This window comes from Mucilaginibacter sp. (genome assembly GCF_039935595.1).
In the GTDB taxonomy this organism is placed as follows: Bacteria; Bacteroidota; Bacteroidia; order Sphingobacteriales; family Sphingobacteriaceae; genus Mucilaginibacter.
Window position 1 is genome coordinate 1 of the sequence record NZ_JBDTJZ010000159.1, and the last position, 12,621, is coordinate 12,621.

The 12,621-nt window shown below is 40.8% G+C and carries 9 protein-coding genes and 1 tRNA gene; 5 read left to right on the forward strand and 5 right to left on the reverse strand.

Features of this window, described 5'->3' with window-relative positions:
• A partial coding sequence (locus ABI367_RS10675) for an MBOAT family O-acyltransferase (protein ID WP_462258081.1) occupies window positions 1-620 on the reverse strand: 620 nt, incomplete at its 3' end.
• A gap of 823 nt (window positions 621-1,443) precedes the next feature.
• Window positions 1,444-1,520: transfer RNA gene (locus ABI367_RS10680), tRNA-Met, on the reverse strand.
• A 152-nt stretch (window positions 1,521-1,672) separates the two neighbouring features.
• On the opposite strand from ABI367_RS10680, the gene ABI367_RS10685 reads away from it, so the two are divergent.
• The 3 genes from ABI367_RS10685 to ABI367_RS10695 all read left to right on the forward strand — a co-directional run bounded on the left by ABI367_RS10685 (window position 1,673) and on the right by ABI367_RS10695 (window position 4,893).
• On the forward strand, window positions 1,673-2,053 hold the full coding sequence (locus ABI367_RS10685) for an START-like domain-containing protein (RefSeq protein ID WP_462230570.1): 381 nt from the start codon (window positions 1,673-1,675) through the stop codon (window positions 2,051-2,053).
• 31 nt (window positions 2,054-2,084) lie between these two features.
• The gene (locus tag ABI367_RS10690; RefSeq protein ID WP_462230572.1) at window positions 2,085-3,521 is read left to right on the forward strand and encodes an LptF/LptG family permease; all 1,437 of its coding nucleotides are present in this window, start codon (window positions 2,085-2,087) and stop codon (window positions 3,519-3,521) included.
• Window positions 3,522-3,687: 166 nt separating this feature from the next.
• On the forward strand, window positions 3,688-4,893 hold the full coding sequence (locus ABI367_RS10695) for a bifunctional 3,4-dihydroxy-2-butanone-4-phosphate synthase/GTP cyclohydrolase II (RefSeq protein WP_462230574.1): 1,206 nt from the start codon (window positions 3,688-3,690) through the stop codon (window positions 4,891-4,893).
• On the opposite strand, the gene ABI367_RS10700 is transcribed toward ABI367_RS10695, so the two are convergent.
• The gene (locus ABI367_RS10700; RefSeq protein ID WP_462230576.1) at window positions 4,887-9,338 is read right to left on the reverse strand and encodes a translocation/assembly module TamB domain-containing protein; all 4,452 of its coding nucleotides are present in this window, start codon (window positions 9,336-9,338) and stop codon (window positions 4,887-4,889) included. The two genes, ABI367_RS10695 and ABI367_RS10700, sit on opposite strands and share 7 nt — an antisense overlap.
• 161 nt (window positions 9,339-9,499) lie before the next feature.
• Here ABI367_RS10700 and tsaD point away from each other — a divergent pair, with 161 nt between their 5' ends.
• Together tsaD and ABI367_RS10710 are read left to right on the forward strand one after the other, a co-directional pair.
• The gene (gene tsaD, locus ABI367_RS10705; protein ID WP_462230578.1) at window positions 9,500-10,501 is read left to right on the forward strand and encodes a tRNA (adenosine(37)-N6)-threonylcarbamoyltransferase complex transferase subunit TsaD; all 1,002 of its coding nucleotides are present in this window, start codon (window positions 9,500-9,502) and stop codon (window positions 10,499-10,501) included.
• A gap of 75 nt (window positions 10,502-10,576) precedes the next feature.
• Window positions 10,577-10,747 (forward strand): hypothetical protein, encoded by a 171-nt coding sequence (locus tag ABI367_RS10710; protein ID WP_462230580.1) that lies wholly within the window; start codon window positions 10,577-10,579, stop codon window positions 10,745-10,747.
• 23 nt (window positions 10,748-10,770) lie between these two features.
• Here ABI367_RS10710 and ABI367_RS10715 read toward each other — a convergent pair whose 3' ends face one another.
• Window positions 10,771-11,796: a radical SAM/SPASM domain-containing protein gene (locus tag ABI367_RS10715; protein ID WP_462230582.1), complete on the reverse strand. Its 1,026-nt coding sequence runs from the start codon at window positions 11,794-11,796 to the stop codon at window positions 10,771-10,773.
• A 175-nt stretch (window positions 11,797-11,971) separates the two neighbouring features.
• Window positions 11,972-12,523, reverse strand: coding sequence for an NUDIX hydrolase (locus ABI367_RS10720; protein ID WP_462230585.1), 552 nt, complete (start codon window positions 12,521-12,523; stop codon window positions 11,972-11,974).
• Window positions 12,524-12,621 lie beyond the last annotated feature (98 nt).

A 12,621-nucleotide genomic window follows, 5' to 3' on the forward strand; every position in this document is an offset into this window, starting at 1 on the left:
TGGGCGTACACGGGGTCAACAAGTAACGATATCCTATCGGCAATGACTACTTTTTTAAACATACCAAAAGCCATTTGCATCAATCCGGACTTAAGTCGTTCAAAATCAAAGTTATGCTTTTCGTGAAACTGATGCAACACGTTTTGCGGCCGTTCGATGGGGCCGGCTACCAATTGGGGGTAAAACATAATATATACCGCATAAATGCCCAAGTGCCTTTCCGCTTTTTGGTTGCCCCTGTATACCTCTATCGTGTAGCTCATAGCCTGGAACGTATGGAAAGACAACCCTATTGGTAATAGAATCTGTAGATACAGAAGTTGCCAGGGGCTGTGCATTTCGGCACCTAACTGATTGAAATTTCCGACAAAAAAATTGTAATATTTGAACACGCACAAAATGCCCACATTGGTAATTATGCTAAGTACTAAAAAGTTCTTGCGGGTTTTCGCAACTTTGGCTTTCTCAATATATATACCCGCGTAGTAGTCAATTAAAATTGTTCCGCCTAGTATCAGTATGTAAATAGGAACAAAAGCAATGTAAAAATAAACACTGGCAGCCAATAACAATATCCATCGATATTTATGCGCCAGGAGATAATATCCAATGGTAACCATTACAAAAAACAGCAAAAATTGGAGGGAGTTGAAAACCATAATACCTAATAAGGAGGTCCGCAAACTTAACTATTTCTAGAGCAAAATGAAAATACGCATGGCTATTCAATATAAGAAGAAAACAATAACATACCACTCAAAAGATTCTTGAGGTGCAATAAATGCAGTAAGCCGTTGCGAGGGTACAAGGCAAAGAAGAAGTCTATAGATTATTATAAATGCTCGTCCATAGGTTGCCACACCAACCGAAACGCAAGCGTCTTGCATAAACGATTTGAGGAAATACTGGATTGGTTCGGGTTAGACTTCTCTACTGATGTCATGCAACTATTAAGACAGCAAGCAGTCGCAACCTTTAACCAGTTTTCACAGGAGTATTTAGGCCAGCAAGCGGAACTGCAAAAGAAGAAAACGGAACTTGAGCAAAAAACATCCCGCTTGGAAGAGAGGCTTATGGCCGAGGAGATACCTAACGAACTTTATTACAAGTACGTGGCGAAGTATAGCGAGGAAAAAAACGAGGTGGAAGGCGAACTGTCAAAGAGTTCACTTAAAAAGTCGAACCTTGACCAATATATTGACGTGGCATTGGATTTTGCTTCAAATCTGCCGAAAAAGTGGCTTTCTGCCGATTATGACATCAAGCAGAGGCTTCAAAATTTGCTGTTTCCCGAGGGGATATATTACAACCGAGATACTGACGAATGTCAAACCCCCAGAATAAATTTCGTGTTTCTGTATTTCGCTTATTTAAAGTATGTTATACTTAAAACACAGATGGGCATACCCGCCTTACAGCTAAAATATGCCCAACTCGCGTGTTTGGTAGCGGGGAGCAGGATCGAACTGCCGACCTTAGGGTTATGAATCCTACGCTCTAACCATCTGAGCTACCCCGCCGTTTTATTATTTAATAACCCAATTGGTTGTTTTGAGTTACCGGCCTTTAAAATATGGCCCCTTAAAAAAGGTTTGCAAATATAGCAGAAATTCGTTTCCTTTAGAAAAAATGTTAATATTGCGACTTATGCGGCTGCAATTATATACTCCCTATGTCTGAGAAGAAGAAATTTACCATTGAGTATGAAATAAAATCATCTCCAAGAATACTATATACCTTTTTAAACGAGCCTAATGGCTTAACCCAATGGTTTGCTGATGATGTAAGTGTGCGGGATCAGATTTATACCTTTACCTGGGATGGCGAACAACAAACCGCCAAATTAGTTGCTATAAAAGAAAATAAGCTGGTGCGCTTTAAGTGGATTGACGATGAGCCCCAATGTTATTTTGAAATGGAAATAATTCAGGACGAGCTTACCAATGATGTGGCCCTGAGTATTACTGATTTTGCTACCGATGAGACCCTGGCAGAGCGCCACTCGATATGGGACAACCAGATACGTTACCTTATAAGCGTTTTGGGTGCCTAAGGGTATATTAATTTTTCGCTAATTTTGCATAGTGAAAAAGATACATCTTTTACTCCTTAAATCATTCATCAGGCCATTTGTAGTCACTTTTGTAATAGTGATGTTTGTGTTGCTGATGCTGTTTCTGTGGAAATACATCGACGACCTGATAGGCAAAGGCTTTGAATGGTACGTTATACTTGAACTAATGATGTATGCCTGTGCCAATAACGTACAAATGGCACTCCCTTTATCCGTATTGCTTTCTTCCATAATGACTTATGGCAGCCTGGGCGAAAACTATGAGCTGGTTGCCATAAAATCGGCCGGTATATCATTAACCCGGGCCATGTACCCCATGTTTATTGTAGTTACCATATTAAGCGTAAGCGCATTCCTGTTTTCAGATTATATGCTGCCCAAAGCCAACCAGAAATATTACTCGTTGCTATGGAGCGTCCGCGAACAAAAATCAGCTAATTTTTTGCCCGAAAAGGTTTTTAGCAACAGCTTTCCGGGTTATACCATCAGGATCGGCAAAAAAGACCCTGATGGGCAAACATTGCATAACCTGGTTATTTACGAAAAAAGCCCTAATAGTTTAAACACATCAAGGCTTGATGCCAAAAAAGGCCTTATGTACCGCACGCCCAACAACCAATATCTGATACTGGTATTAGAAGATGGGGTAAGGTATGAAGAAATGGCCGGAGATGGCCCGCATGGCGCGCTTAATCCGCGCCAAACATTTACCCGTTACCGCTTTAAAAAAACGACGCAGCGGCTTGACCTAACCGGCTTTGCGTTTAAGCCCACAGACGAAAGCTTGTTTAAGGCCTACCAGATGATGGACTTAAAGCTGTTGCGCCATGAGATGGACTCGATACAGCACCGCATAGATAGCACACAACTGGATAACTTTAAAAGCATTGTGATAAATTATGTAAAATATTTTACGGTACCTCATAAATCGGTCAGTATAAAAAAACCGGTGGCGGCCAAGGCAAATGTATTGGCCGGTCAGCCTCGTAATGTGCAATCAAGTATTATATCAAATGGTTTGACCGAGGCCCGCAACCTAACTGATGCAATTAAAAACCGCAATGCCACGTTAAAAGAAACGTCCGACAACCTGCATGGCGCCGAGGTTGAATATCAAAAAAAGTTTACCTTATCGGCCGCTTGCCTGGCTTTGTTTTTAATTGGCGCACCGCTGGGAGCCATAATACGTAAGGGCGGTTTAGGCTTGCCGGTTGTGGTATCAGTAGTATTCTTCCTTATCTATTATATCATATCAACCATTGGCGAAAAATATGTAAAGGCAGGTGATGCCTCGCCAATTATGGGTATGTGGATAGCTATATTTATTTTAACACCTATAGGATTGTTCCTATCCTACAAAGCTGCAAATGATTCGGCATTATTTGATATTGATGCTTATACACGCTTCTTTATACGGATATTTAAATGGAAGAAGGTGATTAGTTAATTGGCGAGTATTGATTAGTTAGCAAAATCGAACCGATCACTAATCATCAATTAACTAATCACTATACAGCAAAAACTTACATATTACCGACCAATATCCTTTTATTAAACATTAATTTTACGTAACATTAGTTACGCCTTTAATAAGGCCGTACAAGTTTAAAACTATGCTTAATACCATATCAGAAGCTATTGAAGCTATAAAAGCAGGCCAAACCATTATTGTTGTTGATGACGAGGACCGTGAAAATGAAGGCGATTTTTTAACCGCCGCCCGTAATGCTACCCCCGAGGTTATAAACTTTATGGTACGCCATGGCCGGGGCCTGGTTTGCGCGCCTATTACCCATTTACGTGCCGAGGAACTGGAACTGGAGCTGATGGTGAGCCACAATACTACTTCGTACGAAACTAACTTTACCGTATCTGTTGACCTTTTGGGTAATGGATGCACAACAGGCATATCAGCTACCGACCGTTCAAAAACGGTAATGGCGCTTATTGACCCGGCAACTACGCCACAGGATCTGGGCAGACCCGGACATATTTTTCCGCTTATAGCCAAAAATGGTGGCGTTTTGCGTCGTGCCGGGCATACCGAGGCGGCTATTGACCTATCGGTTTTAGCCGGGTTTGAGCCTGCCGGGGTAATATGCGAGATTATGAATGAAAATGGCGATATGGCAAGGCTACCCGATCTTTTGAAAATAGCAAAGGAGCACGATCTTAAAATTGTTTCTATAAAAGATCTGATATCTTATCGGTTAGATGCCGAAACGCTGGTTAAAAAAGAAGTATCAGTAAACCTGCCAACCGAGTGGGGCGATTTTGAAATGATAGCCTATACGCAGGTTAATACCGGCGAAAACCATTTAGCATTGGTAAAGGGCACCTGGGATACTGACGAACCTGTGTTAGTACGTGTACATAGCTCGTGTGTTACAGGCGATATATTTGGCTCCTGCCGCTGCGATTGCGGCCCGCAGTTGCACAAGGCCATGGAGATGATACAAAAAGAAGGGAAAGGCGTAATTGTTTATATGAATCAGGAGGGCCGCGGCATTGGGCTGGTAAACAAATTAAAAGCCTACAATCTGCAGGAAAATGGTTTTGATACCGTAGAAGCTAATTTACAGTTGGGCTTTAAAATGGACCAGCGCGATTATGGCATAGGCGCACAGATATTGCGCAGCCTAAACGTATCAAAAATGAAGCTGATGAGTAATAACCCTAAAAAACGGGCCGGTTTAATTGGCTATGGGTTAGAAATAGTTGAAAATATACCTATTGAAATAGCGTCAAACCCGCATAACGAAACCTACTTAAAAACCAAGCGCGATAAAATGGATCACGCTATCATGAAGGATCACTGATCCGTATCGTCTGTCGTACTATTCTTTACTCCGGTCTGCGGCTGTGGCGCGTTGGCATCGGTGTTTGCAGGTGGTGCGGGAGTGCTTTTGGGCGTACCACGTTTAAATATATTCTTTATAAACTCGCCAAAGGTGTCAAAGTCACGCTGATAAACCAAACCCAAACCGTTAACATATTGCGCGCTAAACTGGCCTATATAATTATTTAACGTAGTAGTATTTAATACACGGTAGGAATAACGGGCAGTTAAATTACCATCGCGCCTTATCAGGTATGATGCCTCAAAATCTTTAGTAAGGTTGTTAAAGCCCGAGTTAAGCAGGTTGCTGGAGTTATTAAACAAATCGCCGCTACCGGTATTATTGTACAAGCTTCCGTTAAGCCGCAGGCGCTCCTTAAAAAACCTTACCGAAGCGCTGGCATCGTTAAATGACCGTAGTGTAAGGTCAACATTTTTAATGTTTGATTGCGAGATAAAGCTATTTAATTTATTAAACGCAAACTCGCTTACGGCGCTTCCGGCGGTGCCTAAAACTTCGTTGGTTAAGCTGCTGCCAGTACCCGGTGCAAAGTTACGCCGCACAATAATGCTTAATGCCTGCTGATTACGGTTATTAATATCGCTAAGGTAAGTTGACAGGTCATCCTTTATAGAAGGTTCGGTAGGGAAATTAAAGTCAAAATCAATATTAGGATGTATTAATGATTTGGTAATAACCAATTCGGCCTGTACCAGTACCTGGCTTTTTCCTTTTGGTGATGTTGTGCCCGCTGCAATGTAAAGGTTTGAAATATCGGTACGGACCTCATAAATGGCCTTTAGGTTAATCTCGGCATTGGCGGGGTCACCGTTCCAATGTATATTACCGCCCTGGTTAACAGTAAAATTTTTACTGATGAAGTTTTTAGCGGTAAACTCAAACTTGCCCGATGTAATATTAAAATCCCCATACATATCAAAATCCCCAAAACTATTAATATGCAGGTTTAAATTTTTTGATTGACCTGTACCTGTAAGCACACCATAATCGGTAGTTATTTTTACGGTCGCTTTCTCGTCAACCGTAAGGTCGAAGTTTAAGGTTACGCCATTAAACGCTTTAGCCTTTGTTACCGTCTTAGCCGTATCACTGTGGCTTACAAATTTTATAAAATCATAATCGCCCACGGTTGATGAAGTATTTAGCGGGATATTAAATACGGTACCGGCTTCGGTTTTGGCCTTAATATTAATGTTCATATTGTCAATCGGTCCGTTAAAACTGAAGTTCCCGCTGGCAAAGGCCTTACCAAAATATTGGTGGTTATCTTTAAACGTGGTATTAAGCGCCATTAATTTTTGGCCGTTAGGTATAACCAATTCCGCGTTTATCACAGGGTTTGAAAGCTTACTCAGGTCAACTGTGCCATTAATCAGCCCCTTGCCTCCAAGTGTATCCGTTAATGCTAAATCGCTAATATTTATTACCGTATTTACCACCTTAACCCTGTCATTAAGTATATAAGGTGTTTGTAAGTAATCCACGGTCATCCGGGTGTTATTCAAGCTGAGGTCACCATTTAACTCAGGTTTTAACACCGTACCGGTAAGCTTTAAATTGGTTGATACGGTGCCCTGTAAATCAGAAACAAGGCCTTTAAGAAAAGGCTCAAATATAATGGCCTCGGTTTGGTTCATTTTTACATCAAAGTCCAGTTTCTCGCCATTTTCCTTGCCTAACAAATAAGCCCCTACTATATTCATCGTTTCTAAACCACGGTTCAAAATATTCAGTTTCATATTGGCTTGCTTACGGGCATTATCCAGGCTCGACGCTAATTTGACATTACCAACCAAAGTTTTGTTCATCCTAAAAGTATCAATAGTAAGCTGCGCGTCAACCCCGGGTTTTTTTGTAACTCCTGTTAACAACACATCACCATTAAGCTGCCCGCCAAGCTTTATATTAGATACTTTTGTAAGCTGGTTAATAGTGGACATGTTAAACTTATCAAAGGTAACTTTAAGCTTATCTTCAGGATTGTCAGATATAAAGCCATCTATTTTAACTATTTGCTGCCCATTTGATAGCTGAAAGCCAGATACCTCTGTTTTGCCATCATGCAGCTTTATATCTACCTTTTCCTGAATCTTCCATTTTTGGTTCTCCAATATCACGTCTGATGGCAACAGACTAAGTCTAGCCGTGGTATCTCGCCCAAACTTTACCAGGCCGTAAAGGTCCAATTGGTTAGTGGCATCTTTATCGGCCAGTTTAATATTAAAATTTAGGCTGTCTCTTTTTAGGAAGTTGGTTATATCAATATTTTTTACGTACAGTTTATCCGTAAGGTCAACGCGGTTTAATGATACGTTTAAGCCCAAATAATCATCGGTAGTGCTTTCGTCAATAATCAGGTCATGAAATACCATGCCCGAATACTTTATAGTTTTTACATAGCCATTAAGCGTAGCTGTTTTTTCTGCCGAGTTAAAGTTACCTACAAATGTACCCTGGTCTGGCACTTTAAATGCAGGTGCAAAAATGGCCAGCAGTGGGTCAAGCTTTTTCAGCTTTAAATTAAACTCAAAATTTTGTGGCTTAAACGCCGTAATATTGGTTTTTAATGATGGGATGTATTTTTTTACAATGGTTTTAAAATAATCAGGCAGGGTGGCCAGGTCATAACTTCCTTTAATGCTGCCATCCATTATGTCGGATATCATTGATATGGATCGTGCGTCGCCTTTACCGCTTGCTTTTAAGTAAACCGAATCTACCCGGTAATCATTACGCGGGTCAATAATATGGATGGGTGAAAGCAATATTTCGCCTTCAAAGTTTTTAAGGGTGCTGCCCGTCATCCGGGTTTTAATGCGGGTGCTTAGGGTAATGGTATCATTAAGCAATCGCAGGGTATTTAAGTGGGCGTCTTCTACGGTAGCGGCAAAATCATAAACCGGCAGCTCAGGGTTAATATCCATGCTGCCATCCAGATTAAGCTTAATGTTTTTATCATTAACGGTAATTTTTGCCGACGCTATTTTATGTGCAAAGGTGCCATTTAAAGTAACGTTGTTATAGTTGTAATTTTTTAAGTCGACGTTTTTAATATCGGCGCTTACCCTGGCGTTTAAATTAGCCAGCGCATCGCCACTGCCCTTTACATTTGCATTAACAGTTATACGGCCCAGATCCTTACTGTCAATTAACGTACCCAGGTCAAAATTGTAGGTCAAAATTTTACCACTGTAGCTTGGTTTACCGGCCTTATCAATCTTCAGGTTAATATCCGGATCAAAACGGCCCAATTGTGTTTTAAAAGTACCATAGGCCACAAAGTCATTTTGCACCCCGGTAAACCGGCCATTAAAGTTAATATTGCCAAATTTGGCCAAAACATCCGGAGCCTTAGCGTTTGGCTTACCGCTAAAATGACTGAACAGATAATCCAGGTCCTTTTTATTGGTGGCTATCTGGTCAAACCGCAGTTCCAGGAAGGTATTTTTCCAATCAGGCAATCCCCGCAGGTTAAAATCACCTTTAATATAGGTTGCCTGTCCGGCGGTAACGGTAAGGCTTTTAGTTTTAAGGTTATTTACCAAACCTTTAACCTGCCCGTCAACACCCAGATCAAAACTTATCTTATCTAATGGCGCAAAGTAGGCTATATCTGCTGATGATATCCGCGACGATTTAAAATTGGCGTCCATGCGTATCTTGTTCTCAAAATCGCCAAAATCATCAAACGATTTGAACCGCATACGCAAATAATCCCTCAGTGTTGAGTTAGGCGTTTGGATAAGCATTTTTTTGGCAACTATCTGGTTACTGTCAATAGTAATATTGGTGGTGAGGTCCTTTATACGGAAACCGCTTTTTTCGCGAAGAGTTAACTGGTGTATATCGCCCTTAAACAGGTGGTTTTTAATGTCAACGTCGGTAACGGTTACACCAAAATTGTATACATCAAAATCAGCAAAGTTAATCCCATTTATGTGTTCGTTCTTTAGCTGATCCTTGTACCTGAACCTAAGATTTTTTATAACTGATTTTTGAAGATTAACTGTCCACGGTTTACCGGGCGCTTTTTTAACGGTATCCTTTGATGCAAAATGATCAATAATAAATTGCAGGTTGGTTTGGTGGTTCTTTAATTTTTTCAGGTAGAAAGAGCCATTATCCAATTCAACTAAACTTACATTAACTATCTTGTTTTTTATGCTCGAAAATATGGAAAAGCCGTCCAGTTCAACTGTTAATTTGGGTGTACTTACCAGCGTATCTTTTTGCTCATCTAATACAAAAAAACCTTCTAATACTACTGACGAAAAAGGCTTGATGTATAAACTCTTAATAGCAACCGTGGTATGCAACTCGTCCGAAAAATATTTGGCCGCCTTTTTTGCCGCCCAGGTTTGCACAGGCTGGTATTGAAATACTAAAAGCAGTATGCTAACCATTAGCAATAGCAGCAATACAATACTTAAACCTATTTTGAGTAGTTTTTTAATAACTTTGCGATTTAATTATTGAATTAGTGATTTATTGAATTAGTGAATGATTTGATTTACCATTCTTAATTCGCCACTCACTAATTCACTCATTCACTAATTGTAAAAACGTGTCTGTAATATTAGCCATTGAATCTTCGTGTGATGACACCTCGGCTGCCGTTTGTGTGGATGGTGTTGTGTTAAGCAATGTTATTGCCAACCAAACCATACATCAGGCTTATGGGGGTGTTGTTCCTGAGCTTGCCTCAAGGGTGCATCAACAAAATATTGTTCCGGCTATACAACAGGCTTTAATAAACGCAAAAGTAAGCAAAAATGATGTGGATGCGGTAGCTTTTACACGCGGCCCCGGTCTTTTAGGCTCACTTTTAGTTGGCGTATCATTCGCCAAGTCATTTGCTTTAGCAAAAAGCCTGCCTATTATTGAGGTTAACCACATGCAGGCCCATATTTTGGCCCATTTTATTGAAGATCCCAAACCTACTTTCCCGTTTTTATGCCTTACTGTATCTGGCGGACATACGCAGATTGTGCTGGTAAAAGATTATTTTGATATGGAAGTAATAGGCCAAACGCTTGACGATGCCGCAGGCGAAGCGATGGATAAAACCAGTAAAATATTGGGGCTGCCTTATCCCGGCGGACCGTTAATTGATAAATACGCCCGACAGGGTAACCCCAACGCCTATAAATTTCCGGAACCACAAATACCGGGGCTTGATTTTAGTTTCAGTGGCTTAAAAACATCAATCTTGTATTTTATACGAGACAATGTGGCCATCAACCCTAACTTTATTGAAGATAATTTAGCGGATATTTGCGCATCTGTTGAATACAGAATAGCCACCATATTGCTCAATAAACTAAGCAAGGCTGCCAACGAGTATGGCATTAAGAACGTGGCGTTAGCCGGAGGGGTATCGGCCAATACGGGGTTACGGCAGGGATTATTGGAATTGGGCGAAAAAAATGGCTGGAACTGTTTTATACCGCAACTGCAATATTGTACGGATAACGCAGCTATGATAGCCATAGCCGGATATTATAAATTTTTAAAAGGCAATTTTGCCGAACAAAACATAGCACCTTTAGCAAGGATGCCTTTTTAGATCATAGCAAATGGTTAATAGTTCATAGTAATGAACGTTGGCCATGATCTATTAACCATGAACTATTAACTAATTATGAGCATTCCATCACTTATATTTTGGGCAATTTTTGTATTGCCGCTGGTAGTATTTTTAATTTGGCTAATGCGTCAAGATAAACGCAATGGACGCGCGGGACTTATTGTACTGGCCATTATTGTTATTGGGGGAATTGTGTATATGTACTTAAAAACGGGCGGGCAATAAAGCTGTTTAGGGATGGGTCGCATTTACGCCCAAACTTTAGTTCCTTCGCTGCAGTTTGTACAAATGTCAATATTTTTTCGGCTCTCTAAGACAGCACCGCGGAAATTTTTATAGGTTTCGTCATTCCATATTTCACGAAACGTAGCGGTTTTAAGATCCCCAAGCCGATGTTGCGCGTCTTTGTCAAAGCAACAAGGCACAACCAATCCGTCCCAGGTAATAACGGGGCTATGCCAAAGACGCTTACAATGATTTGATAAGCTACTTTTTATTTCAAACTGCCCTTTTTTGTTTTTACGATAGCGCGAATATCTATCTATGGTTGGTATAAGCGGATTACCGTTCTCATAATCATAAACTTGTGCCGTTTTAAACCGCACCTGATCTACACCTATTTCTTCGGCCAGTTTTTTAACGTCATCTATTTGATGCTCGTTTGGTTTTACTACCAGGAACTGGAAAATAATAAACGGTGTTTTTGATTTCAGTTCTTTTTTCCATTTAACAATATTACGGCTACCCTCTAATGCTTTTTCAAGGTTGCCACCTACCCTGTATTGCTCATAAGTTTCTTGCGTGGTACCATCAATTGAAATGATAAGCCTGTCCAGGCCGCTTTCTATTGTTTTGCGGGCATTAATATCATTTAAATAATGGGCATTGGTTGAGGTAGCTGTATAAATACCTTTGCCCGAAGCATAGGTTACCATATCTAAAAAGTCGGGGTTCAAATAGGGTTCGCCCTGAAAGTAAAAGATAAGGTACATGAGGTTTTTTGAAATCTCGTCGATAGTTTTGCGAAATATATTGGTGCCAAGCATACCAGTTGGACGCGTAAAGGCCCGCAAACCACTGGGGCACTCGGGGCAACGAAGATTACAGGATGTTGTGGGCTCAAAAGAAACGGATGTAGGATACCCCCATTGAACTGCCCTTTTAGTCCATTTACTCACATAATAACTGCTCAATACGCGCGTAGAATTCCAAACGCGTCTTGGCGTAAGTTTAGAGAGCAGGTTTAGGGTATCCGGCAAATTAAATGTTTCCATTATAAAAGTAGCAGTCCATATTAAGATAACTAAAACCTAGCTAATATATGGCACTGACAACGTATCAGCTATTATATAAGCCAAATATACAAAAACAGATTCATTTCCGAAAATTGAGGCAAAACGAAAGTTTAAAGCCTTTTAAGGCTGTCAACATTTAAATCCGGGCTATGCTTTAGCTTAACTCCCCCAGCTTCATCAGCCCATAAAACAACCCGGTGCAGTGCAGGGCCTGGGCAATTTTATTATCGGCCAGTAATTGTTTAACCTCGGCTATGGTGTATTCTTCAATGATGAGTTCTTCGTGCTCATCCAGACTTTGCTCCTGTACTTTTTTGCCACCGGTGGCCAGGTAGCAATAGGTAAGGTTATTGGACGTTGCCGGGTTAGGGCTTATGGTGGCAATTAGCTCTATATGGCTAAACTCATAACCGGTTTCTTCCAGTAGTTCGCGGCGCATACCTGCTTCGGGAGCTTCACCTTTTTCAATTACGCCGCCCGGTATCTCCAGCGAAATGATGCCCGCCGCCTGCCTGTACTGGCGCACCAGTATGATCTTATTGTCTTCGGTAAGTGCTACGGCATTTGCCCAATCAGGGTATTCCAGTACAAAGTATTCATCTACTATAGTGCCATTGGGCATTTCGCATTTATCTACACGCAGGGTGGCCCAGAGGCCTTTATGTATATATTTTGATGAAATTGTTTTCCATTTAAGTAGCTGCATAGTGTATGGTCTGAACCGCTGATTTCTTGATTTAATGATTTCGCTGATGATGGTGGTAAATGTATTAAATAAAACAATCCCACTAATTCAAAAATCAC

Coding starts and splice junctions, on each gene's coding strand:
- ABI367_RS10695 (WP_462230574.1), top strand. CDS start 3,688: ATGCTTAATACCATATCAGAAGCTATTGAAGCTATAAAAGCAGGCCAA.
- ABI367_RS10685 (WP_462230570.1), top strand. CDS start 1,673: ATGTCTGAGAAGAAGAAATTTACCATTGAGTATGAAATAAAATCATCT.
- ABI367_RS10715 (WP_462230582.1), bottom strand. CDS start 11,796: ATGGAAACATTTAATTTGCCGGATACCCTAAACCTGCTCTCTAAACTT.
- ABI367_RS10710 (WP_462230580.1), top strand. CDS start 10,577: ATGAGCATTCCATCACTTATATTTTGGGCAATTTTTGTATTGCCGCTG.
- ABI367_RS10720 (WP_462230585.1), bottom strand. CDS start 12,523: ATGCAGCTACTTAAATGGAAAACAATTTCATCAAAATATATACATAAA.
- ABI367_RS10700 (WP_462230576.1), bottom strand. CDS start 9,338: ATGGTTAGCATACTGCTTTTAGTATTTCAATACCAGCCTGTGCAAACC.